The organism is Paraburkholderia phymatum, assembly GCF_040965635.1.
Classification (GTDB): domain Bacteria; phylum Pseudomonadota; class Gammaproteobacteria; order Burkholderiales; family Burkholderiaceae; genus Paraburkholderia; species Paraburkholderia phymatum_B.
This window is the reverse complement of record NZ_JBFRCH010000019.1, coordinates 82,643-106,046: the sequence shown is the minus strand read 5'-3', so window position 1 is coordinate 106,046 and position 23,404 is coordinate 82,643. Positions and strand designations below refer to the sequence as shown.

17 protein-coding genes are annotated in these 23,404 nt (G+C 59.6%); 5 read left to right on the top strand and 12 right to left on the bottom strand.

Annotated features, from left to right (window positions below):
- Positions 1–95 precede the first annotated feature (95 nt).
- Entirely contained in the window at positions 96–1,277 is a 1,182-nt protein-coding gene (locus tag AB4Y32_RS26680) for a glycosyltransferase family 9 protein (RefSeq protein ID WP_368724233.1), read from the top strand.
- A 25-nt stretch (positions 1,278–1,302) separates the two neighbouring features.
- Here the strand turns inward: AB4Y32_RS26680 and AB4Y32_RS26675 are convergent, their stop codons facing one another.
- From AB4Y32_RS26675 to AB4Y32_RS26655, 5 genes are all read right to left on the bottom strand, one after another.
- Positions 1,303–2,463, bottom strand: coding sequence for a hypothetical protein (locus tag AB4Y32_RS26675; protein ID WP_368724232.1), 1,161 nt, complete (start codon positions 2,461–2,463; stop codon positions 1,303–1,305).
- 122 nt (positions 2,464–2,585) lie between these two features.
- The gene (locus AB4Y32_RS26670; RefSeq protein ID WP_368724231.1) at positions 2,586–3,023 is read right to left on the bottom strand and encodes a hypothetical protein; all 438 of its coding nucleotides are present in this window, start codon (positions 3,021–3,023) and stop codon (positions 2,586–2,588) included.
- Between the two features lie 8 nt (positions 3,024–3,031).
- Positions 3,032–4,057: a sugar-transfer associated ATP-grasp domain-containing protein gene (locus AB4Y32_RS26665; protein WP_368724268.1), complete on the bottom strand. Its 1,026-nt coding sequence runs from the start codon at positions 4,055–4,057 to the stop codon at positions 3,032–3,034.
- Between the two features lie 113 nt (positions 4,058–4,170).
- A complete protein-coding gene (locus tag AB4Y32_RS26660; RefSeq protein ID WP_368724230.1) occupies positions 4,171–5,547 on the bottom strand; it encodes an undecaprenyl-phosphate glucose phosphotransferase in 1,377 nt (458 codons plus the stop codon).
- Between the two features lie 43 nt (positions 5,548–5,590).
- Positions 5,591–7,096 carry a mannose-1-phosphate guanylyltransferase/mannose-6-phosphate isomerase gene (locus tag AB4Y32_RS26655; RefSeq protein ID WP_368724229.1) on the bottom strand — a complete coding sequence of 502 codons (1,506 nt, stop codon included), beginning with the start codon at positions 7,094–7,096 and terminating at the stop codon, positions 5,591–5,593.
- A 747-nt stretch (positions 7,097–7,843) separates the two neighbouring features.
- On the opposite strand from AB4Y32_RS26655, the gene AB4Y32_RS26650 reads away from it, so the two are divergent.
- Together AB4Y32_RS26650 and AB4Y32_RS26645 are read left to right on the top strand one after the other, a co-directional pair.
- A complete protein-coding gene (locus tag AB4Y32_RS26650) occupies positions 7,844–9,139 on the top strand; it encodes an O-antigen ligase family protein (protein ID WP_368724228.1) in 1,296 nt (431 codons plus the stop codon).
- Between the two features lie 25 nt (positions 9,140–9,164).
- Positions 9,165–9,812 (top strand): phosphatase PAP2 family protein, encoded by a 648-nt coding sequence (locus AB4Y32_RS26645; RefSeq protein ID WP_368724227.1) that lies wholly within the window; start codon positions 9,165–9,167, stop codon positions 9,810–9,812.
- 13 nt (positions 9,813–9,825) lie between these two features.
- Here AB4Y32_RS26645 and AB4Y32_RS26640 read toward each other — a convergent pair whose 3' ends face one another.
- From AB4Y32_RS26640 to AB4Y32_RS26615, 6 genes are all read right to left on the bottom strand, one after another.
- On the bottom strand, positions 9,826–11,010 hold the full coding sequence (locus AB4Y32_RS26640) for a glycosyltransferase family 4 protein (protein ID WP_368724226.1): 1,185 nt from the start codon (positions 11,008–11,010) through the stop codon (positions 9,826–9,828).
- A 121-nt stretch (positions 11,011–11,131) separates the two neighbouring features.
- Positions 11,132–12,448 carry a lipopolysaccharide biosynthesis protein gene (locus tag AB4Y32_RS26635; protein WP_368724225.1) on the bottom strand — a complete coding sequence of 439 codons (1,317 nt, stop codon included), beginning with the start codon at positions 12,446–12,448 and terminating at the stop codon, positions 11,132–11,134.
- Between the two features lie 40 nt (positions 12,449–12,488).
- Positions 12,489–13,505, bottom strand: coding sequence for a glycosyltransferase family 2 protein (locus tag AB4Y32_RS26630; protein ID WP_368724224.1), 1,017 nt, complete (start codon positions 13,503–13,505; stop codon positions 12,489–12,491).
- 93 nt (positions 13,506–13,598) lie between these two features.
- A complete protein-coding gene (locus AB4Y32_RS26625) occupies positions 13,599–15,041 on the bottom strand; it encodes a hypothetical protein (protein ID WP_368724223.1) in 1,443 nt (480 codons plus the stop codon).
- Between the two features lie 26 nt (positions 15,042–15,067).
- Positions 15,068–16,183 carry a glycosyltransferase family 4 protein gene (locus AB4Y32_RS26620; protein ID WP_368724222.1) on the bottom strand — a complete coding sequence of 372 codons (1,116 nt, stop codon included), beginning with the start codon at positions 16,181–16,183 and terminating at the stop codon, positions 15,068–15,070.
- Between the two features lie 66 nt (positions 16,184–16,249).
- Positions 16,250–18,601, bottom strand: coding sequence for a polysaccharide biosynthesis tyrosine autokinase (locus AB4Y32_RS26615; RefSeq protein WP_439899845.1), 2,352 nt, complete (start codon positions 18,599–18,601; stop codon positions 16,250–16,252).
- Positions 18,602–20,069: 1,468 nt separating this feature from the next.
- On the opposite strand from AB4Y32_RS26615, the gene AB4Y32_RS26610 reads away from it, so the two are divergent.
- Complete coding sequence (locus AB4Y32_RS26610) at positions 20,070–20,612, top strand: helix-turn-helix domain-containing protein (protein WP_368724220.1); 543 nt, start codon at positions 20,070–20,072, stop codon at positions 20,610–20,612.
- A 61-nt stretch (positions 20,613–20,673) separates the two neighbouring features.
- The gene (locus tag AB4Y32_RS26605; protein ID WP_368724219.1) at positions 20,674–21,609 is read left to right on the top strand and encodes an ATP-grasp fold amidoligase family protein; all 936 of its coding nucleotides are present in this window, start codon (positions 20,674–20,676) and stop codon (positions 21,607–21,609) included.
- 69 nt (positions 21,610–21,678) lie between these two features.
- On the opposite strand, the gene AB4Y32_RS26600 is transcribed toward AB4Y32_RS26605, so the two are convergent.
- The gene (locus tag AB4Y32_RS26600; protein ID WP_368724218.1) at positions 21,679–23,241 is read right to left on the bottom strand and encodes a hypothetical protein; all 1,563 of its coding nucleotides are present in this window, start codon (positions 23,239–23,241) and stop codon (positions 21,679–21,681) included.
- Positions 23,242–23,404: the final 163 nt, after the last annotated feature.

Sequence of the window (23,404 nt, the reverse complement as noted above, 5' to 3'; positions counted from 1 at the left end):
GCGCGCGCATCGACGCGACGCGCACGCAGCCAGCCGCACACGCGCACTGACAACGCGCACCGACGGCGACAACCACGCGCCAGCATGGAGAAGCGATGGGTTGGAAAAGTCTGCTGATCGAAACGCCCGTCTGGCTGATCGGCCGGTTCTGCCCGCCACGTTTTGACCCGCGGCGTGACCTGCCGCGTGAAATTCTCGTGCTGCGTCCGAACGATTTCGGCGAACTGCTGACCACCACGCCGCTCTTCGAAGCGCTGCGCGAGCGCTTCCCGACGACGCGCCTGATCGCCGGTATCGGCAGCTGGGGGCGGCCGATTCTCGAGAACAATCCGTTCATCGACGAGATCGTCGAACTCGACGCGCCCTGGAACAACAAGCTCGTCGATGACCGCTCGCATCGTAACGTCGTGCGCTTTCTGTGGAAGTCGCCGCAGGTCGCCGCGCTGCGCGCGCGACGCGGCTTCGATGTGGCGATCGATGTGCTCGGCAGCTATATGGGTGCGTTGCTGATGATGCGCGTGGGCGCGCGATATCGCATCGGCGTGCGCGGTTATCGCGGCGGATGGAGCGCGTGCCAGGCCTATGTCGAATATGCGAGACGCCAGTGCGGACGCGCCGCGCTCGCACAAGGCGAACTGCTCGGCGCAACGGTGCTGCCCGAAGTGCGCCCGCAACTCTTCCTGACGGGCGACGAGCGCACACAGGCCGCGCACATCTGGAGCGCCGGTGACGTCCCCGGCCGCAGGACCGTGCGCGTGGTCGTCGGCGTCGGAGCCGGCGTGCAGACCAAGGCATGGCCCGCGCAACAGGTCGGCACCGCGCTCGCGCAAATCTCGCACGCACTCGAACAGACCGGCAGCGCTTGCGACATCTTGATAGTCGGAAGCGAAGCAGATCGGGCGCGCGCCGCCGAGGCGATCGCCGCAGCGGGACCGGGTGTGCCCGTTCGCTCGCTGGCAGGCGAAGTATCGATGCGCATCGTGTTCGCGTTGACCGAAAAGGCCGACGTCGTACTGACGAACTCTTCGATGTTGATGCACGTCGCGGCCGCGTTCCGCCGTCCGACCGTTGCAGTGATCGGCGGAAGCGTGACAAGACCTGAAGTGCACGACGCGATATGGGGTTATCCGCCGCCTTATATGAGCGTGTCTCCGCAGCAGTATGTGCCCGGAGAACACGCGAAGAACTGGCCAGGCGCGGAGCGCGTCGTGCAAGCCGTGCTGCAGTCCGTACCGAAAGACGACGAGACACGCACGCGCGCCGGAGCGGCGGCCTGACGGCGCCGCCCCTTCTTGCCGCTACTTATTGCGGCTCGTCCGTCCACGTATAGGTCGGCAGCGTGCTTATGGGCTGGCCGATCTGCAACGTGATGTCGCGGTGCGAGATCAGCTCGATATTGCGCGGATCGCCTTGATAGCGCCGAACGTCGCCGTTGTCGTTGATGTACACGATCACGTTGCCCATCACGCCCGCCACGTTGGTGGTCGTCAGCGGTTCGCCCCAGATGTCGAAGAACTGGCCGAGCGTAAAGGCCTTCACACCGGGCGCCTCGATGTGGATGATCCCCGTCGAATCATGCGTATGCATCTCGTAGTTGCACGATGACGGAATGCCGATTTGCGCAGGCAGCGCAAGCCCTTGACCGTCTCTGACGATCGCCACATGCGCGTGCACGTGATAGGCCTCGCTCATGCCCACCCCGCAGACGATTCCATCGACAGGCGCACCCGTGCCGCCCGTCGGCGTGCTGCCACTCGCCCAGTTAGGGGCGCCGATCGTGCCGCCAAAGGTGAGGGCGATCGGCTGCTGTTGATTGAACGGCGGCGGATCGTTCCACGTGTAAGTGGGAATTTGCGTGAGCGGCGTGCCGACCATGATCGTCACTTCACCATGCGCGGGCAACGGGAGGCTCGCGAGATCGCCCGTGTATTTCGTGAGCGTGCCGCCATCGTTCACATAGACCGTGACAGGCCCCGTCAATCCGGCGACATTCGACGTCGAAAGCGGCTGCCCCCAGATCGCGAAGAACTGGCCGAGCGTATAGGACGCGCCGGAACTGGAGTCCATGCGGATCTTGCCCGTCTGATCGTCGGTGTGCAGCGGATACGCGCAACCCGTCTGCACGGCCATCGTAGGCTCGACGGTACCGATGTTTTCAGGCAATGCCAGCAGCCTGCCGTTCACATAGATCGACAGGTGCGAGTACGTGTACGCATTGCCGCGTGGGCCGCAGTTCAGGCCGCTCACCGGTTGTCCCGTTCCACCCGTTGCTGTCGAGCCCGCAGGCCAGTTCGTATCACCGATCGTTGTGCCGTCGTCGACCTTCGTCGCCGCGGCGAGTTGCGGCGAACTCGTGCTGCCGGAAGACGCGGAATTCGATCCGCCTCCGCCACCTCCGCCGCAACCCGCTAGCGCAAGAAAAGCGCTAACGACCACCACCCTTGCACCGATGCCATTCCACATGTCGGACTCCGCTTTAGTCAATGAACAATCTCGTCGGCTCGTACGCTGAGTCATGCAAGCTCAGCGGAAGAAACCGTATTCGTGCGTCATCGTGTCTCCACGTGTCCGCATGCCTTTTTGCTTCACGCTCCGCGCACGAACGCCTCGAGCCGCCGCCATATCGAAGGCAGCCGCCCCTCATCCGAGCTATCGGCGTTCGCGAGCCTGTGCGGCATGTGCTGCAAATCGTCCCAGTCGACTTCAAGCGACCGTGCATGGCCGGCCGCGGTAAAAGGCCATTCGATCGCGGTGGCTCTCACGATCGACGCGGGCGCCTTGTCGTCCGCGTGCCCGATATATGCGTTGATCGCCGATGCCTCCCGCTCGGCTGCCTCATGCGACATGGCCGCAACGTAATCGTTGATCCCTTCGATGTGCACACACCAAAGCTGTTCGCTCGAGTCACGCTCCTTCTTAATGCCGACTCGCTGCCCGCTTTTCTGCTCGCCTGGTTGCTCGCTTATTTGCTCGCCGTATTGCGCGGCGAGCGCGGATTTTTCAAGTCTGATTGCTTGAAGCATCGGGGCACCTACGCGAACGAAGCCTTGAGGCGTTCCCATTTCAGATCCGAAAAACACGGACCTTGGGTAGCCTCGCTGAACTTGACGTCGTTATGCTCGGCGTTCCACTCCATCACCTTGACGTTTTCATCGACGTCGACGATCAGGTCCCAGCCGACGCATCGCGCGAAAGGAATCTTGCCGTGCAGTTCGAGCACCGTCGCGACGCATTTCCAGAAGGCCGGAATCTTGACGCCCTCGAAAGAGCGACCGGAGTCGGGATGCGCGTCGACGGCCAGCCAGTTGTCGAGATAGCCTTCGCGACGCAATTCGCCCTTGAGCAGATCGACGGGAACGCACACCTCGTCTTCCGCCGTGACGTGCGTATGCTCCGCTCTGCCGAGGCGCAGGAAACACGAACGAACGGAAATGTCGCCCGCGTCATCGACCACTGTCGTAAAGCGCAATGTCGCAACCGAATTCGATGTGAATTCGCTGAACACCCGATGCTGCTCGATGTACGTCTGAATTACGCCATTGCCATACGACCTGATCAATTCAGGATCGAATGTCTTCCGGTCGAAGATGTAGATGCCCGAGCCGCGCGCGGACCCGTCCAGCTTGTAGACGATCCGGTCCGCGTTCTGAAATACGAATCCCGCGACATGCGCCTGTGGAATCGCCACCTTGTGAGCCGAAAAGAACAGGCCATTCGCAAAGTACGCGACGTCGGGAAAGCTTTCGCTCCCGAAGATCAGCCGCGAGACCGTCTTCAGGTTCGAGATCTTTCCGTGCCATCCTTTCATGCTCGGGACGACGACGGTTCCGTAGAAGTTGTCGGGAATCCAGCCTTCCTTGAACTTGCGGTTGAATGCCGTATAGGCGCGAAGCCACGGGGCGTAGACGGCATCGCCGAACACGTCGCGTGCATACGTATCGGCGAGCCTGATGTTCATCGGGTCCGCCTTGCCATACGTCTTTTCGAGCACCCGCAGAATTCCCTTCGCCTGCAGCGCGTGCTCCCAGTGGAACTTGTGGCGCCCAATGGTTTTCAGCGACTTTCTCACGGCGCTCTCGAGGTCGCTCGCGATGGTACTGGTTTCGCGCTTTAACCAGGCAAGTCCGCTATCGGCTCCCTGTCGAACGTTCATTATTTTTGGCCTTATGCTCAGTACGCGTTGGGATGAACAATGCCCTTGAAAATCGTCGCGAGGATGATGCGCAGGTCGAGTCCGAAAGACCAGTTGCGCAGATAGTAGAGATCGTGTTCGACACGTCCTTCCATCTTCTCGAGGCGGTCGGTTTCACCGCGATATCCATTCACCTGTGCCCAGCCCGTGATGCCGGGTTTGATCCGGTAGCGATGGATATAGCCCGACACGACGTTCTGGTAGAGGTCGTCATGTTCGATTGCGTGCGGACGGGGGCCGACGACCGACATCTCGCCACGCAGCACGTTGATGAACTGCGGCAATTCGTCGAGGCTCGTGCGACGCAGGAAGCCGCCGACGGCAGTGATGCGCGGGTCGCCGCGTTTGGCCTGTTCGAGCACGCCCGCCTTCTGCTTGTGCAGACGCATCGTGCGGAACTTGTAGATCGTAAAGACCCGGCCATCCGCGCCCTTGCGACGCTGCTTGAAGAACACGGGCCCCGGCGAACTCAGCTTCACCGCAATTGCACAGCCAAGCAGAATCGGGGAGATCGCCACGAGTGCGCAGAACGCAAACAGCCGATCGAAGATGTCCTTCTTCACCATTGCGTTCGGGGGCAACGGCGACGCTGCGAGATTGATCGTCGGCAGACCGACCAGGCTCATCACGCCGCCTTCGAACAATGCGAGCGTGCGCACGTCCGGCATGAAGCGGATGTTGATCAGGTCATTGCGAAACTCGTTCACGAGTTTCATGATCGTTCGCTCTTCGGCGAGCGGCAACGCGAGCCACACTTCGCTGATCTGCTGCTCGCGCACGTAGCTGGCAAATGTCTTGTGATCGTCGAATGCGGGCACGTGCGGCACCGTTTCCGCCTCGGGACGCAGATTGTAGATCGCCCGCGGCCGGAAGCCCGACGTAGTCTCGCTCTCCATCCGATGAATGATCTCGTTGCAGTGCTCTCCGCACGCGGCCACCGCAACCGGCTGCAAATCCAGACCGGCATTGCGGGCGCGGCCGAGCAGCCTGTGCATCACGAGACGGCTGACGATCATCGAGCCGCCGGAAATACCCGTCCAGTACGCAAACCACAGACGCGACACGAAGTCGATGCGGTGGAGCGAGAACATCAGCGCCAACGCGCACGCCTGCACGATCAGCCAGCCCAACGCCACCTGACCCACGAGCACGCGCTTCGAGCGCCCCCGCCACGACTCATAGACACCGAGCGCCGGAAAAATGGCCAGCGAAAATGCCGCTGCAAACGCGACAAACGCAAGATAGAACCCACGCTGCGAGACATCGTCGAACCGGATTCGCGATGCCACGAGCGCACCCGTCACGATCAAGGCGACGTCGAACACCCTCGCCAGTAGACCTGTCATTGCACGCATCACTTCCCCCCTTCTATCCATCACCCATGGCAACATCCGTCGATTAGCTGCAACGGCCGTACTGGTCGTCGAACCTGACGATGTCGTCTTCGCCGAGATAGGCGCCCGACTGGACCTCGATGATCTGAAGAGGTACATGCCCGGGATTCTCCAGACGATGCCGCACGCCGAGGGGAATGAAGGTTGACTGGTTTTCAGTGAGCAAGAACTGTTCTTCGCCGCGCGTGACCAGTGCGGTTCCGCTGACGACGATCCAGTGTTCTGCCCGGTGATGGTGCATTTGCAACGACAGACGCGCGCCCGGACTCACGACGATCCGCTTGACCTGAAAGCGATCCCCGTTATCGATCGAATCGTAAAAGCCCCAGGGACGGCGTACTTTTCTATGGTTTTCCGCTTCCGGCGATTTCGTCTGCCGAATACGCGATACAAGCCCTTTGATGTTCTGCACATGGGAGCGATCCGCCACGAGGACGGCATCGTCCGTTTCGACGACGACAAGACCGTTGGTGCCGACGCACGCCACCAGCCGGCCGCCTTCGGAACGCGCATACGTGGCCGTCGCGCCTTCCATCATTACGCGGCCGTTTGCGACGTTGCCGAACTCGTCCTTGTCCATGGCTTCCCACACGGCGTCCCACGAACCGAGATCGGACCAGCCTGCTTCGAGCGGCACCACGACACCCGTGAAGGGCGAACCCTCTTTGCCGAGCTGCTCCATCACCGCATAGTCGATCGAATCAGACGGGCAACGCTCGAACTCATCCGCGCCGGGCGTGATGTACACGTCCTCGCGCTTCGCGTTCGCGTGAGCCTCGACACACGCTGCGTGCATCTCGGGCTGAAAGCGCTTGAGCGCGTCGAGCCATACGGAAGCGCGCACCACGAACATGCCGCTGTTCCACCAGTAGCTGCCCGATGCAACGTATTCAGCGGCGAGCTCGGCCGCGGGCTTTTCGACAAAGCGGTCGATCCGATGCGCACCGTCCTTGAGTGGCGCACCAAGGCGGATATAGCCGAAGCCGGTATCGGCGCGCGTCGGCGGCACGCCGAGCGTCGCAATCACGCCCTCTGCCTGCGCGAGCTGCGCAGCCTGCTCGATCGCGGCCTGCAATGCCGCTACGTCGGCGATCGCATGGTCTGCGGGCATCGCCACGAGGATGGGATCATCGCCGTCGGTGCTTGCTGCCAACGCAGCGAGCGTCAACGCAGGCGCCGTGTCGCGACGCGCAGGCTCAACGACGATGCGCGGCTTGACTTCGCATTGCTGAGCCTGCTCGCGAGTCGCGAACGAATGCTCTGCGCCGCATACGATGACAGGCTCGGCCGCCACGTCCCATGCTTTCGCGAAGCCATCCATTCGCTTCATCGTCGCTTGCAGCAGCGACTGATCGCCGACGACACCGATCAGCTGCTTCGGATACTGCTCGCGGGACACGGGCCACAGACGCGTACCCGACCCGCCCGCGAGAATGACCTGCACCAGCCGCCGGCAATCCGCAGCGGGTTCGGCGACAGCTGTTGCAACGGCGCGTTGTTCTACATTCATCAATTGTTTGTTCACTTCAATCTCCCTGGCATTGAAGTTCGTTCTCATCGTTCGCACGAAAGAACGTCGCGGGACCAGACTAGCGTCGCTTTAACTACACATCGTGGGCGTGTGCCTGATTCAGGCACCGACGCCACAGCTTGATGGGCGAAGATCGCATCAAGCAGAGTTGTGCGAACGATCGACGGACAATCGTTCGTCACCGCGCCCTGCTCTCACGATCCTGCAAAGTGAATGGAAGATGTTCTCGATCGATAACGAAAACAGCATCCCGCGGACGTTTTGATAGCGACCCAAGGCCACGACATTCAATTCGACCTGTATCGATGATAGACAGGTTGTGCTGCTCAGCCGCACGTCTGGCGCGAACGGTTGAACTTATGGCCCCGCCCGCTGAAGCTTTCGAATATCGGCCACCCGCTCCCCAAGTTATCTTTTACTGATTGTGTCCGGCGTGGAAATCGATCTCCATTCGTGGTACTTTGCAACGGGCGCGGCGCTATTGTCTTCTCCGTGAAGCGAGCATGACAGCCTGTTCCGGCTCACATATCTGCGCAAATCCTGCCACAGCGGACGTGCTCTCAACGCTGGCATCAATACTGCACGTCAAGCCTGTACGCAATTCTTCTGCGGCAAGCCGATCGTCATGCGATCACTCGCCGCATCGCAGTTTCATCCTCTTACAAGTCCATTGATGACAGCCGCGTAGTCATCAATGACAGTGCATTTTTAATCGCGAGAGTCGACATGGCTTACATATCGTTACTTGCGCTATTCCTGACGGTCACTAACCTGGTACCGATTAGCGCAGTGGGCTTTGTCCCGATCATTCTTTGCGCGTGGCGCTTCTTCGGGCGCAGTTATCCGTCGTTCTTCGCACCGCTGACGGCACTTACCCTGTTCGCGCTGATCTCGACCCTGCTCTACAATGCGCACTCGCTGACCGAGTTCGAGTTCTATCGACGCGACGGTAACTTTTTCATCTCCTATGCGCCGTTTTTTGCCGGTTGCGTGTACTCGCACCGTTTCGATCTGAACAAGATCCTCCGTTCGTTCTTCATCTGCGCGGTGGCCGCCAATATTCCGCCGTATCTGGTTTACCTCGCGCATAACGGACTATTGAGTATCTTCAAACATCCCGACGACAGCTTCGGCAGTTTCTTCATTGCGCGTAATGCGGCGGGCGGCTTTCTCGCGATGCTGTTCTGCCTCGGCATCGCCTGCTACCTTCAGGAACGCAGCAAGCTGCTCCTGTCGATGCTCTTCCTCAACTTCCTGATGCTGTTCTCGACTTACAGCCGGGGTTCGCTGCTCGGCGCGATGGCGGTCTTGCCGTACCTGTATTTCGGACGCAAGCGCTGGATGCTCGCGACGTTGATGAGCTGCCTCGTCATCGCGTCGGTCGGCATGGCGATGTATCACATCAGGCCTAACGTCGATTACATGGGCTACACATTCAGCATCCAGAATTCGGATGCGAAGGTCGCGAATCTCGACATCCGCTACGAATGGCTGTGGCCGCGCGCGCTGACGTACTTCCGTCAGAGCCCGATCGTGGGCATGGGATTCGGCTCATTCGACGATCAGGTCCGCAATGTCGTGTCGTACTTCGGCCTGCTGGGCGTGCCTTCGGATATCGTGGTCGAGCACAGCGATTCGCACGCGCACAACTCGTATCTGAACTTCCTCGCGGAGCTTGGCGTGGTCGGACTGTTCCTCCTGCTGGCCTTCTACTGGAAGCTCATCAAGTGGAGCCAGGATGGCGCCGCCTATAGTGCATTGAGGGATGCGGGACGGAACTTCGCGGGATTCCGGTTCGTCGAAATTTCGTCGGTATGCCTGCTCGTGATGGCGGCCACCGAACACCGGCTAGTCACGCCATCGAATGTTCTGATCCTCTCCCTCGTCGTGTCACTTCTGCTTGCCGCGCGCTCCGAGCGCGCCCCGGTTCAGCAAAATCGCCCGGTGCTGAACCCGCGGCCCGTCGTGCCGACTCCACCTTCCCGGGCTATTCCAGGACATGTTGCTAGAACACGGAATTAACCTTAGCCAATTTGATCGCACCGATATGTGGATGATTTTCACCAACATCGGTGATGCGGCGCTGACCGTACCCGTCGCCATTCTGTGCGCTGCATGGATCGCGAGGGTCGACGTGGTCCTCGCGTGCCGATGGATACTCGCGCTGACCTGCGGAATGGCGTTGGTCGGCGCGACCAAGGTTCTCTATTCGACGTGGGGCATAGCGCTGCCGCTTGGCCACTTCCGCGTGATCAGCGGGCACACGATGCTCTCCACTGCCGTGTGGATCGTAACCATCGCCTTGCTGTCGAAATGGTGGCGCCAGCCGCCTCTTGCGGGCATCGTGGCGGGTCTGCTGATCGGAGCCCTGACGGGCTACTCGCGCGTATTCGACCACTCGCACTCGGTGATGGAAGTGATCGTCGGCTGGGTGGTCGGTGTGATCGCTGCTGCGTGGTTCCTGCGAACCGCGTTGCGCGTAGAGTTCAGGAAGTTTCGGCCGATCTGGGCGACGGTGAGTCTGCTCGCCATATCGACTCTGGCCTACGGACACAAGGCGCCGCTTCAGGACATCATCGATGCGAAGTCGGAAGCCCTTCGCGGACATGCGCCCACTGTCAAATGCGCGCTGTCCAATGTGCGTGCTCTGTCCGCACTGGGAGGACGCTTCTCCTCCCGCCAACGTCCCGATTAAGCCAGGTTTCGAATCAAGCCAGCTGGTGATGATGTTCGTCGTCGCGCGCGCGTTCCTTCATCGCATACGGCGCCGTGCGATCGACGAATTCATTGGGCAGGCGCGCGTCGACGAACGACATCAGCGCTCTCTTGAACTTCTCTGACGAAAAGCGTTCGGCGTTCTTCCGGCACACACGCGCGTCGAAGAGGCCCGCGTTCTCTTCGAACCGCGTCACGGCTTCGAGCAGCGACTCTTCTGTCTGCTCACCGAAGAAGACACCTGTGGGCCGCTCAAGCGGCAGTCCCATCACTGATTCGAGCGCGCCGCCTCTGCCATATGCAATGACGGGCGTGCCGCAAGCCTGCGCCTCTACGACGGAAATGCCGAAATCTTCTTCCGCCGCAAACACGAACGCGCGTGCGCGCTGTAGATGGTCGACCAGCACATCGAAGGGCTGATGACCCATGATGGTCACGTTGTCGCCCGCAACCCCCTTGATCTTCTTCATCTCCGGTCCATCGCCGATCACGACCAGGCGACGGTCCGGCGTCTGCGAAAACGCCTTGACGATCAGGTCGATGCGCTTGTACGGCACCATCCGGGACGCGGTCACGTAGAAGTCATCCTTGCGCTCGCGCAGCCGCATGTTGCTCAGATCGACGGGAGGATAGATCACCGTCGCATCGCGTTGATAGGCCTTTCTGATGCGCCGCGCGATGAACTGCGAGTTCGCGAGCAGATAGTCGACACCATTCGCAGAACGCGAATCCCAGCCGCGTATGTAGTGCAACAGCACGCGCGCCAGAACCGACTTCAAGCCCGCCGCCAGATGCGACTCGCGCAAGTATTGATGCTGGAGATCCCACGCATAGCGTATCGGCGAGTGAACGTAGCTGACGTGCAGTTGGTTCGGACCCGTCAACACGCCTTTTGCAACGGCATGCGAGCTGGAAATGACGAGATCGTAGCCCGAGAGATCGAGCTGTTCGATCGCAATCGGCATCAACGGCAAATACGCGCGATAGCGCTTCCGTGCAAACGGCATTCGCTGAATAAATGACGTAGCGACGGATTTTCCCTTGATGCACTTGCGGTCTTCCAGAAAATCGACGATCGAGAACAGGTCCGCGTTGGGAAAGCACTCGATGATGTTCTCCAATACTTTTTCGGCTCCGCCCGATACCACCAACCAATCGTGAACAATCGCAACTTTCAATTCCACCTCCTGTGCTCGTCCGGTCCGTCTGTTCTTACGCTCTTCATAAGTACCGACGCACATTGCAACACCATTGATAATTCACCCCCGACGCAGCAAAACATCTGATGCGTCATCGATATCATTCGTCTTTACCCGTTCCAGCATGTGGCTTGGCCCACGCCATACGGCCCATCAACTCCATCGCGCGGCCCGCTCCCGGCAGCAGCGTGACGAGTTGCAGACGCACCATGATCGTCAGCAGCATCACCGAAAGTGATAGCTCACCAATAACGCGGGCAAACGCCATGCCTTCTGCCCCAAACCGGGGCGCGAGCCACAGTGCAGACGCAAGATTCGCAATGCCCGCGGCTGCCCCAGCAACGGCAAGCACACGATCCTTCCTTCGCGGAACGAATACGTAGAAGGCTGCAAATTCGTTGAACGCCGCGAACGGGAACATCCATGCAAAGCACTGCAACACCCGCGCGCTAGGCGTGAATGCGTGTCCGAGAATCAGTGGCAGCACGAACGGCGACAGCGCCAATGCGCCGCAAAAAACCAGCAGTCCGTAACCGAGCAGCAACATTGCGCCGCGTCGCGTGGTGGCGTGCGCACCCGCCTTGTCGCCCTGCGCGAGCTGGCGGGAGATCGTGGGGATGAATACCTGTCCCGCAGGCCCCATCAGGGCCAGTGCGATCGTCGCGAAACGTTCTGCGGCTCCGAAATAGCCGACCTGTTCCGGAGTCGACAACAGCGTCAGCAGATAAGTCGATGACGCCGTCAGCACGACGGAACCCGACGAATAGCAAAAGAGCATCGTCGAGTTCTTTATCAGCGGAACGATGCCCGACACCGACAGGTGCGGCCGGCCCAGTTGAAACGTTGCGAGCGCATAAGAGATCGCGGCCGATGCAATGCCCGCAATGAACAGGCTCGCGACAACCCATATCGAGTCCGCAGGGCCTTTGACCAGGCTCAGCACGAGCGCGAGACTCAGCGCGAAGCCGAACACCTCGATCATGATCGGCGTTCTGAAGTGCTGACGGCCCTGGTAGAGCCAGCCGAGATTCAACGCGGACACGATGCCGAGCAGCGTTGCCAGAACGCCGATCAAAGGCCGCTCCGACAATGCCGGCGAGCACATCGTCGCGATGAATCCCACGGCGCCGCCCAACACGCCCAACGCGAGGCGCGCGCTGACATGCAGCGAGTAGATCGCGTTGCATTCGTTCGTGTCTTGCGCCTTGGAAACTTCACGCATGCCGACGAACGTGAACCCGTAGCTGACGAGCATCCAGATCACGTTCATCAGCGACATGGCAGCGAGCACGCGGCCATATTCGGAGACGCCCAGCACGCGCCCGTAGAAGGGCACGACGATGATGAGATACACGTATCTCATCAAATATCCGCCGTAAACAAAGGCTATGACGTTAGCGCTCTTCTTACCGTCCATACCGACCTCTTTGATATCGTCGATGCCGCATGGCGGTCTCCTAACGCCCGGCCGCGGCGCTTCGACGCGCTAGCGGATTGGTGATGTACCGGACCACGAAGTTGGAGAGTGGCGAATATGGCAACAGACAGAGGCTGGACAGAAAAAGCGTTCCCGCCTTCTTTTTCAGGCTCCAGAAAGGATTGGCGAGTATCGAGTACCGATAGTCGTAAGAGTCGTTGATCACCCAGCGCCAGCGTGTCGCCAATGGCGCTTGATAGAGGTTCGAGCAGAAATAGGCCTTTTCATGCGCAAAGTCGTGAAATGACATCGGCAGTTCCCGATTGAGCCGCGTACGGGCGAGCTCGCGCAATGTTGCCCACCGCGCCTTGAATGCCTTCGGTGCCTTAGTCAATTGCTCCGAGTTTGCGAACGACACGCTCGATTCATTTGCACGTTGATGAACGCGATACGCTCCAAGCGAGCGGGGTACCATCGCGACCGGCCCGACCAGAGCGACGCCATAGATCGCATAGAAGTCGGCGCCGTAGCGGTTGATCGCCGTTTCCGGAACCGGGAACAGCTTCTTCAGCGCGCGCGCGCAATAGGCATTGCCCGACGCAGGCGGCGACGGATAAAGCCAGCCGCCCATCAGCAAGGTGCCGCAATCGGTCGGCGGTACGGAGTGCGGAACGTGGGCGCCTGTCTGCTTGCCCTCGACGTCGATGACATCGAGGCGAAATTGCACCTTCGCCACGTCGTCGCTCGCGAACGTGCGCATTACTTCCGACACGGCGTCGGGATAGAGCACATCGTCCGAGTCCAGGAAGAGTACATACTCGGTGTCGGCGAGTTCGAGTCCGAGGTTGTAGGCGGATACCTGGCCGCCGTTCTCCTTGAAGACCGCGGAAATGCGCGAGCCGTAACTCTCGATGATCGCGCGCGAACCATCCGTCGAGCCATCGTCGATGACGATCACTCGCGTTCCCGGATAGTCCTGGTTCAGCGACGAGTCGATCGCCTCGGCAATGAAGCGCTCGTAGTTATAGTTGCAAATAACGATGGCCATCTGTTTCATGGGATCTCGCGGCGATAGGTTGAATCCGTCGATGCTCAAATCTTCTCTCTCGGTAATCGGCACTATTGCCTCGCCGATAAAAAGCTGCGTGTCTCATGTCGTCTTCTGTCGCCGGACGACGAGATAGGCAAGATGAGCGGGCGACTTCTTATCGGCACCATTGACTGCGGCGGGCACGCGAAAACGGATGCTCAGCGTCCCGCTGTTCGATGTCAGCATGGCGTCTTCACGAGGTGCAACGGCGCCCGTCACGGCGTCGATGAAAAGCACCTCTGCACCGTCCAGTGACGGCTGCTCGACGCCTGCCGCTTCGACCGTCCGCCAGCCCGGTGCGGCGCTGACCTGAATGACGATGTCGCTGTCCGAGAGCAGTGCAGAACCCTTGGCTTGCGGCCCGAACCGAAGCGACTTCGAGAACGGCGCAAGCATGCCGGGAACCGTCTTGTTCAGAACCACCAGGCTGCGCCCCGAAGGGTTGTACGTGCGGGGCGGCCCGCGATGCGTCAGCCGGTACGGCTCGAAGCCGTCCCAGTGGTACACCATTGTCACGTACTTGTCAGGGTCGTCCCAGTTGCGATCCAGCGCCCACACTGCAAACTCGAAGAAATAGCGCGGCAGGTAATGCGGGTCTTCCATGTATCTGTCGCCGATTTCGGTTTGCCACAGCCCGCGAGCCGGACCCTGCTTCACATACCGCTGATACAGACCGTCGAGATCGCCGACGGGCAAATAATGGGTATCGAGGTAGTCGACCCAATCGATCATCCGCTCATTCGAGCGCGCGCTCCTGTATTCGAGCCATTTGCCGAACGTGTCGAGCCCGCCCTGATCGGGCCATCCGCCGTAGACGATATACGCGCCGTACTTGCGGACAATGCGGGCTGCCGGCAAGTGGATCCTGTCGACGTAGTCCTGCATCGCGCGCTCGTATGGCCCCGAGCGCTTTTCGTCGCGATCGAACCTGGGTCCATGCCAGAACGTGGCCTGCGGCAGCCCACCCGACAAGCGGCCGGCCGCCTCGTTCCAGATCTGGAAATGGCGCACGTTATAAGGCGGCTTCGAGTACTTGCTGACGGCAGCTTCCACATACCGTTGCCACGCCTCCACGTCGACGGGCGCCGACTTCGAATCGCCGGGCACGCTTGCATTCCACTTCGGCGTATAGCCGAGGAACAGCAAAGACCTGATTCCATTCGCGTTGTTGCGCAAGATGGCCGACGGCAGATCGCTGTCGTACGCATTGCCCGTTCCGTTGACCCGCATCGTCTGCTTCGCGGAATCGGGCTGCCCGGGGCCAACGGAACCGCGGCCCCAGCTGATGCCCATCGCGTGCCACATGCTGATGTCGGCGTCCGATCCTGGCCATCCGTTCGTTCCGATCATGTCGGTCATCCTGCGAACCTCACGTTGCTTGCCCACTGCGTCGGCCGCGAATGCAACCGGCGTCGTGCGCATGCCCGGCAGGCCCGCGCATGCGAGTGCAGCAAGCGTCTTGAGCGCGTGTCGTCTATCTTGTCGGTTTCTCTTCCTATACATTGGTCCGTCCCGGCGACTAGCGCTTATCAACCCACCGTCGCACGCGGAAACAACTCCGGCATAGGCTCGCTCTCTTTCCCATACAAGAGATCCAGCAGCCTCTTCGCCGACCGGTCCCAACGGTACTCGCGCGCATGCGCCATGCCTTTGCTCCGATAGCGTTGGCGCAACTCGCCGTGACTCATCATCAGCGAGATCTTTTCAGCAATGTCGTCTGCGGACACGGCGTCGCAATACATGGCAGCGTCTCCGCACGCTTCAGTTATCGACGTGCGCGACGAAGCGATCACGGGGCATCCGCAGTACATTGCTTCGAGAGGCGGCAGTCCGAATCCCTCATATAGCGACGGAAACACGAGGCAGCCCGCCTGCTCATAAAGCGCCTTGAGTTCGCCATCCGTCACGAAGCCGGCCCAGATCACCTGCTTCGACTCGGGCCTGTCGCTCACGCCTTCGCCGCTGAATACACGTTGATTCCTGCCCCCGACGATGACGAATTTGACGTCACGCAAATGCTCCAATCTCGCAATTGCATCCAGAGCGCGTTGAAGGTTCTTGCGCGGATCGAGACTGCCGACGATCACGCAGTACGCGTCCTTCTCGAGTTGCAGACGGCCGATGATGCCAGGCTCCGACACGACACGGTCGAGGTGGTCTGCGCCCGGCGGAATCACGGCAATGCGCGACTCGTCGATATTCAGATGGTGGCTGATCCGGTGCTTCGAAAAAGACGACACCGTCAGCACGAACGGGTCCAGCTTCGGCAGCATCGAAAAACAGAGCCGGTACCAAAGCCGGAACTTCTTCGAAAAGCCGTCAGGCACGTCATAGACGGCCATATCGTGAACCATCACCACCTGACGGCGCTTGAGAATCGGACTGGTGTTGCACAGATTGACGAGCGTCATGCGACGCGCGGCAATCGGCAACGTAATCTGCTCCCACAGCGTGCCCCGCAACCACGGAAACCGGCGCTGCCGCTTAAGGGACGCACCCGGCTCCATCGCGTTTTGCGGCACGAAGACCTCGAGTTCACTACCCGGGTTCTCGCGCATCTGCATTGCCCTGGTGAGCTCATAAGCGACCCTTTGCACGCCCGTAATGGGTTGCGAGGTGAATTTTCCGTTGATCGCGAATGCCATTGGGTTTCTCCGCCTCACGAAGTTGTACCGTTTCCTGTTGTCGCGTAAGCGTGGGATAGCCCGACATCAACTGGCCGTCTCGACGTCTCCGAAATCGCTCGCGTAATTGGTCGCGTAGCCATAGCTGCGCGTGCTGCGGCGCACGGGTATGCCATTGAACACGCACCCGGCGATACGACCGCCAGCGCGTTCGATCTTCCTGACCGTGTCGGCGATCTCTTCCTCCGACTGCATTTCCGAGCGCAGCACGAGCAACGAGCCACCTGCTTCGTTCGCGATAATCGATGCGTCGGTGACGGCGAGGAACGGCGGCGTATCGATGATCACCAGGTCGAAGTGATTGCCGAGCCGTTCGAGCAATTGCCTGAAGCGTGGGCGCGTCAGCAGCGCGGCCGGATTCTCGGGACGTGCACCGCAAGACATGAACGTGACGCCGTCGATGCCGACTTCGCGCAGCGCATCACGCAGCGGAATACGGTCGGACAGGACTTCCGACAGGCCGCCGCGGTTGCTCTGGCTAAAGAACGCAGCGAGGTGGCCGCGACGCATATCACCGTCGATCAGCACCACGCGCGAGCCCGCTTCGGCGTGCAGCGTCGCGAGGTTTGCGGCCACGAAGCTCTTGCCTGCAGACGTCGTCGGCCCCGTCACCATCACGATGTTGTTGCGGGCGTTCGCGAGATCGCGGGACATCGTCGTGCGAACCGCGCGCAGCGCCTCGACAGACGGGTCATGCGGGAAACGCGCCGCGAGTACCTTGGTGCCCGAATCGCTAAACGAAGGATCGATCCTCTCGTTCGCGCCGGCCGACGGTTCGCCGCCATTGCGTTGCGGCGATCCATTCTTCCCGCTCACGCCAGGCAGCGGTTTTCGCGCAGCAGCGGGCAAGCTCCGGTCCAGCATCGTTTGCTGATGACTGAACAGCACTTCGCCGACCACAGGCACGCTCAAGCGGCGCTCGACGTATCGCGGATCGGTCACGCCCACGAGCACGTGACGGCGCATGAAGACGAGGAAGATGCCCGAAACGAGGCCGAGCACGACGCCGCCCGGCAGCACGATCAGCGGATTCGGCTTAACAGGGCGATGCGGCCGGATCGCCGAATCGACGATGTGCGCGCCGCCCGTCGTGCTCGCGCGACGAACCGTCAATTGCTCCGCTTTCTGCACCATGCCCATGTAAATCGTCTCAGCGACCTTCTGCGCGCGAATCAGATCGACGCTCTCGCGCTCGGACGCAGGCATGCCCTGGAAGCGGTTGTCGAACTCGGACTTCGCCTTGTTCAACTGGGCGAGCTGGGAGTCGATGCTCTGAATCCAGCGGCTTCCCGGCGCGTACTTGTCCAGCAACTGGGTGCGCTGCAATTGCAGGCTCGCGATCTGACGATCGAGGTCCAGACCTCCCTGCAGGTAAGTCTGCGATTCGGCCGTCGGCTGCATCGAATTGGATTTCGCCCGGAAGTCCTTGAGTGCTTGCTCCGTCTTGCGCAAATCCGCAAGCAGGCGCGGCAGTTCGCCCTTGATGAAATTGAGCGTCTGCGTGTCGTTCATTTGACGGCTCGCGGCAGCGGTAGTCAGATACTGCTGTCCAAGTGCATTGGCCACATCGGCAGCCATCGACGCGCTCTTGTTTGCGTACTCGATCTGGATGAGACCGGAGTCCTTCACCTTGTCGGTGATCTTCACGACATCCATGAAGCGCTTGACGGCATCGACGCCATTCCACCGGATCACTTCGAAGTGCGTTCCGGGCCGCGCGGCCAGCTTACTGATCAGTACCGAGACGCCGTTGGCCGTCACGGGCTTGCCGACTTCGCCCTTGAGCAGAAACTCGCCCGACGGACCCAGAAGCTCATACGTACCGCCATCGAGCGCAACGAGCCTGAGCTTCTCTTCCTCGAGGTTCTGCGGGACGTTCAGATAGCCGACATTCACGACCTCTCCGCCCCACGCAAACGACTTCAAGCCGAGCCATGCACTGTTAGGCTCGCCCGGCGTTGCGAACTTATCGGCGATGTCGCCCAGAACCGGAATCGTGCGCGGCTTGACCGTGACGTCGAAGCGATATCGTTCGATCACAGGATCGAGCACCGAACGGCTTTGCATCACGCCCATTTCAGTGCTGGGCGACGGTGCGGGCGGCGGAAGCATCGAATCCTGATTCTGCAGCGCGATACCGAGTGCGTTTGCCTCTGGTGGATCGACGCGCACGAGCACGTCCGCCGAATAGACGGGACTCGCGATCAATTGATAGCTGAGCGCGAGCAGGAATACGGCCGCCGTGGTTGCCAGAATCTCCCAGATATGATCGCGCATGAGGTTGAGCATCTCGCGCCCACTGAGCTGCGTGCGCTCGTTGTTGACGGGAGCGGGAGGAGCAGGAAGCGAGTTGTAGGGGTAGTAATCCACCTGAATCATCCTTTCATGTACGTTTCCCTGGAGCACTCTGCGGTACGCAGAAGTGCAGCACCGGATCGCGAACTGAAGCTGCTGTTGCCGCTAGAGTTGACGCGGATTCGGCGCGTCGGAATGTCACTCAGCCTGGCCGGAGCCGGCAGGACATGCGAACGCCATTTCGGCGTCGGCACTCAGACTCTCTGTCTAGCTAGTGCCGTGCCGGAATCTCCGGACGAGAAGATCAACATGCGTGCGCATTCCATTCATGCGTTCCTCCCTCTGGAGCAAAGTGGTTGCCAAATATCTAGACGCACCTCTATGACTTCAGTGAGCCAATAGAGATGTACTGTCCAATACGGTGATTGCGTACTTTTATCCCACGACCGAAGAAAACTGATCAGCGCGCGAGGTCACAACATTTGCGCACTTTCGGCGTAAGCGATTTCCCGGTGAAGACCTGCAAGCAACATTCCGGCGAATTGCGGAATTGGCAATGGCCTCTCCAAGCTGTTGCAGCGAAGCATAGACGGGCAGAATCCGGATTTGAACGACTTCGGCTCAAATTCGGGTACAAATGGCCGATAACGTGGAGCGTGTAACGGGGTTTACCAGGGAAAGAAAGAGTTGTGCCGATCTGAAATTGGTGTAACAGATTGATACGACCAGGCCGAAATCACGTAACAGAAGCCTGGTGACAGTGCCACAAGCCGAGATTTGGGGAATGAAGCGAGATACGCCTTTCAGACGCTTATCCAGCAAGGCTCGCAGAGGATAAGACCCGCTTTTCTTTCATAAGTGCCAGATAATTTTTACGCGAAATAATTTCCTCGGCCGGAAAAATCAACAACGAACATAACGCTAATAAACGGTAATACTTGCCATTTTCGAACAATTACGCCACATCGTTCGCCCAAATCCGACAGCTATTCAATCGATCTATTCACTACGGTATTCTGGGCCGCATCGAAGTATTTCGCATTAATTTGGAGAGCTAAACGTGAATGGGTTTGCTCGATCGCATCCGTGGCACACTGACGAACGACAGGTTGATTCAAGGCTTGAGAGGCACATTGGCGTGCTCATCTCGCATCACTGCTCGATGGCAGCCGTAGGCGCCATTGGAGACGCTTTTCGCCTCGCTAACGAATTCGACCACGGCAACGGCGAACATCCTTCTTATCGGTTCACCGTGCTGTCGGAGTCCGGCGGCTTTGTTACGGGCGGTTCCTGCTTCTCGATCTGGACGCAGAAGCTCGAGCAATACCGGCTTGCCGACTTTCACGCACTCTTTGTTGCTCGCGGCTCCGATGTCGCGGCACAGAATAACGAGGCACTCGTTTCCTGGCTGTCGCGTCAAGGGTCAAATATGCCGACCGGCATGCAGCCAAAGCTTGAAGCATTTACGCCCCCGGCTCAGTCGTCCGTGCCCGTATTCGTCCTCGACGATGGCATGTCCGAAACGCGTCCCGCCGGCGCGACGCCGTCGGAGATGGCGCTCGTGCAGATCGAACGCGATCTGAACGCGGAGATCGCGCACAGAGTCGCTCGTGCGTTGCAGACGAACGTCCCTGAGCGTGCGCGACCCGACGCTGAGGATTTGAACATCGCGACGACAACCGAAAAGATCCGGGAGTCGGCACGCTGGATTCGCGAGAACTACAGCAAGCCAATTTCCGTCGGCCTTGCGGCCGAGTCGGCCGCGATGAGCAAGCGGAACTATCAGCGCCGGTTCAAGAGCGAGTTCGGTATGACTCCGCTCGAGTACCTGCTGCGCACGCGCTTTGAAGTTGTTTGTTCGATGTTGATCGAAACGGATCTTCCTATCGACAAGATTGCACGGCGTTGTGGAATGGGCGACGGCAATCGGCTCGGAAGGATATTCAAGCTGCGGTACGGTGTATCGCCAACCCACTTCCGGGCGCTGCGCCATCTCCCGGCCGAGGAACGTTCGCAACCGCCCGCAGCCGCATCGACGGCCGGCGTTGCCGTGCATGCCGCAGCAGTTGCGCCATCGGCAAAGCTGATCTACTGACCTGATGCACGGGGAGCGCAAAAAGATGCCAATAATTGAAGGTGTGCGGTCGAGCGACGCAGTGAGTGCGTCGCAAGGCGTGAAGCAGGAAGCGGCTCACGGTGGATCGAATGAACTTCCGTCGGCGTTCAGGAGAGTGAAAGAAGCCGCCAAGCAGGTATTGCCTGACGTGCTCTTTTTAAGCCTGCTACACAAGAAGTGTATTGGCCGGTATCCGAAGCTCATTCACCCTACCACGTTCAATGAGCAGATCCTTCAGCGCAATCTTCGACCAGACCCGCGCTATGTGCCTCTGACCGACAAGATCGCGGTTCGGGAGTACGTCGAAAAGAAGCTCGGACGGGAGCATCTCGTTCCGCTAATCGCAGCACCCGAGATATTCACGTGCGAGGTCTTCGACAGACTGCCGTCTTCTTTCGTCATGAAGGCGAATCACGGCAGTACTTTTGTTGAAATAGTCAGAGACAAATCGACGACGTCGTTCGAGAAGCTAAAAGAATTGGCCGATCGCTGGTTGTCGACTTCGTTCTATCGCGTCGCCCGCGAGCGACACTATCTGAGCATTGAGCCGCGCCTCTTTTTTGAAAAGCTGCTGCTCGACAGGCGAGGGCAGATTCCAGCCGACTTCAAGCTGCATTGCTTCGGTGGACGAACGGGACATCCGACCATGTACACCTTGTTGATTTCCGATCGCTTCGGGAACAACACGCATGGCGACGTGTTCGACGAAAACTGGAACGTAATGGATGTGATGATCGGACCGTACACTCGCAGCCCCGTGCCTCCTCCGCGACCGAAAAACCTGGACGCGGTATTGCAAGCGGCAACGCGACTGTGCGAAGACTTCGACTATGTTCGTGTCGATCTCTATGCACCGGACGATGAAATCTATTTCGGCGAATTGACCTTCACGCCCGGCGCTGGCGTATTGCCTTTCACGCCGGACCACATCGACTATGAATGGGGAAAGCTTTTGAACAGCCGGCCCGACGCTTGAAATCACCCCTCCTCCGCACAGGAACCGAGCGAAGGAGGGGCAACGAACAACTACCGGCCCACGCCGAAATCAGTGTGCGGGGTTGCTTGTCATGAAACTCGTGAGCGCGCTGTACGGCGGATTGAGCGTCGTACCGTTGGTCATAACACCATAGGTGTTGTTTCCGCTGTCGAGCACGTAATACATCACGGCCTGAATGTTGTGAGACGTTCGTGCCTGATAGTACTTGCTCAACGTGTTCGTGATGTAACTGGCTCGGTAATCCTGCGGCTTCTCGGGACCCGTGTTCCATTCCGTAATGATGAACGGCACACCGTATCTGGCCTTGCAGTACGTCGGCAGGTCGAAGCCCGGACCGGAACCGTCAATGCCGATATTGAAGATGTCGCCATACACTTCGTAGTTGTGCCACGTCGTGATGTCCCAGCGCACCTTCGGGTAGCCGCCCGTGCCATCCGGTTGCATGCCGTCCCACAAGGCGTCGGCGGCACCAATATCCGCGACACAGAAGTTGATACCGCATTTCGCATTGGATTGAACCGACTTCACGCCGTCGATCATCCCGCGCATCACGCCACGCATGGCCGGCCAATTGCTGTTGTTGAAATCGACCGCTTTCGTACCAGCGTTGGTGAAGTCCAGAATCGTCGCGTTCTGGCGCGTCAGCTCGTTACCGCATTCATAGATCGTCACGCCATACTGCTTGAGTGCATTGGCGATGGCCATTGCAACCTGTTGGCCACGCGAATATGCCGCCGACTCGCTGCTGAACACATTGCCATTGGAATCGTAGACGCCCTGATTGATCAGGACGAGCAGTTGGAGTCCGGCCGCCTGGAAGGCCGCAGCCAGTTTGCTCACGGCGTTCAGCTGATTCGGATCGTCGGTGCAGCCGACACGGTAGCTCGTGCAGCCCATGTTCCTTAGAATCGACACGAGCTGAGACGGCGTGTACGTGTAGTCAAAGTGCCCATTGACACCGTAGAACATGCCCGTCGAGGCCGCAACGGCAGCAGCGTTGCGAGGGTCGTTACACGGTAACCAGCGATCGAGGTCCGTGAGCACATAGAACTGTCCACCCGTACCGATGTGCCAGATCTTCCCGCCGTACCACAGCAGCAGCGACACGTTATACGTGTTGCCGACGGTCCCGCCATTCCGATAGATAACACCGTTGACGACGGTCCACATCGCGCCCGCCTTGTCGATGATGTACGAAGCGGACGGAATAGTCGTACCGTCAGGCGACGTTCCGCCGAGGCGTGGATCGTTACACGCCGTCCACGTAGACCCGTTCCACGCATAGAACTGCCCACCCGTGCCCTGATGGTAAATCACTGCGCCATAAATCATGAGCAGCGTCACGTTGTACGTGTTGCCGGCTTTCGCGCCGTTCCGGTAGACCGACCCTTGCGACAACGTCCACACGGCACCGGAGGTGTCCGTGATCGAGCTTGCCGATGGAATGGTCGTGCCGTTTACCGATGCAGTGCTTGCGCGAGCCGCAACGTTCGCGACAGCGGCTCCGGAAGCGCTGCCCGCGCCATCGCCTGAACCGCCGCCACAAGCGGCGAGAAGATAGCTGCCACCGATAGCCGTCAGCTGACCAAGAAATTGACGTCGTTTATTCATGACAAATACTTCCCCTGTCGAGAAATTTCTCGAATAAAAAGTCCCAAGTGGGTGAATGCCCGAACTTCGAATGCGATGTCCGGTGTCGGCGAAGCGCTACTTAATCAGTAATCCTTATGTATAAGAACAACTACTCGCGCTTTCGGTGAGTGACATGAGAAAT

What these genes read in the sequence shown, in the direction of transcription:
- AB4Y32_RS26620 (WP_368724222.1), bottom strand. Translation starts at nt 16,183, where the DNA reads ATGGCATTCGCGATCAACGGAAAATTCACCTCGCAACCCATTACGGGC.
- AB4Y32_RS26635 (WP_368724225.1), bottom strand. Translation starts at nt 12,448, where the DNA reads ATGGACGGTAAGAAGAGCGCTAACGTCATAGCCTTTGTTTACGGCGGA.
- AB4Y32_RS26680 (WP_368724233.1), top strand. Translation starts at nt 96, where the DNA reads ATGGGTTGGAAAAGTCTGCTGATCGAAACGCCCGTCTGGCTGATCGGC.
- AB4Y32_RS26650 (WP_368724228.1), top strand. Translation starts at nt 7,844, where the DNA reads ATGGCTTACATATCGTTACTTGCGCTATTCCTGACGGTCACTAACCTG.
- AB4Y32_RS26625 (WP_368724223.1), bottom strand. Translation starts at nt 15,041, where the DNA reads ATGTATAGGAAGAGAAACCGACAAGATAGACGACACGCGCTCAAGACG.
- AB4Y32_RS26675 (WP_368724232.1), bottom strand. Translation starts at nt 2,463, where the DNA reads ATGTGGAATGGCATCGGTGCAAGGGTGGTGGTCGTTAGCGCTTTTCTT.
- AB4Y32_RS26670 (WP_368724231.1), bottom strand. Translation starts at nt 3,023, where the DNA reads ATGCTTCAAGCAATCAGACTTGAAAAATCCGCGCTCGCCGCGCAATAC.
- AB4Y32_RS26600 (WP_368724218.1), bottom strand. Translation starts at nt 23,241, where the DNA reads ATGAATAAACGACGTCAATTTCTTGGTCAGCTGACGGCTATCGGTGGC.
- AB4Y32_RS26645 (WP_368724227.1), top strand. Translation starts at nt 9,165, where the DNA reads ATGTGGATGATTTTCACCAACATCGGTGATGCGGCGCTGACCGTACCC.
- AB4Y32_RS26615 (WP_439899845.1), bottom strand. Translation starts at nt 18,601, where the DNA reads ATGATTCAGGTGGATTACTACCCCTACAACTCGCTTCCTGCTCCTCCC.
- AB4Y32_RS26610 (WP_368724220.1), top strand. Translation starts at nt 20,070, where the DNA reads ATGGCGCTCGTGCAGATCGAACGCGATCTGAACGCGGAGATCGCGCAC.
- AB4Y32_RS26630 (WP_368724224.1), bottom strand. Translation starts at nt 13,505, where the DNA reads ATGAAACAGATGGCCATCGTTATTTGCAACTATAACTACGAGCGCTTC.
- AB4Y32_RS26660 (WP_368724230.1), bottom strand. Translation starts at nt 5,547, where the DNA reads ATGCGTGCAATGACAGGTCTACTGGCGAGGGTGTTCGACGTCGCCTTG.
- AB4Y32_RS26655 (WP_368724229.1), bottom strand. Translation starts at nt 7,096, where the DNA reads ATGAATGTAGAACAACGCGCCGTTGCAACAGCTGTCGCCGAACCCGCT.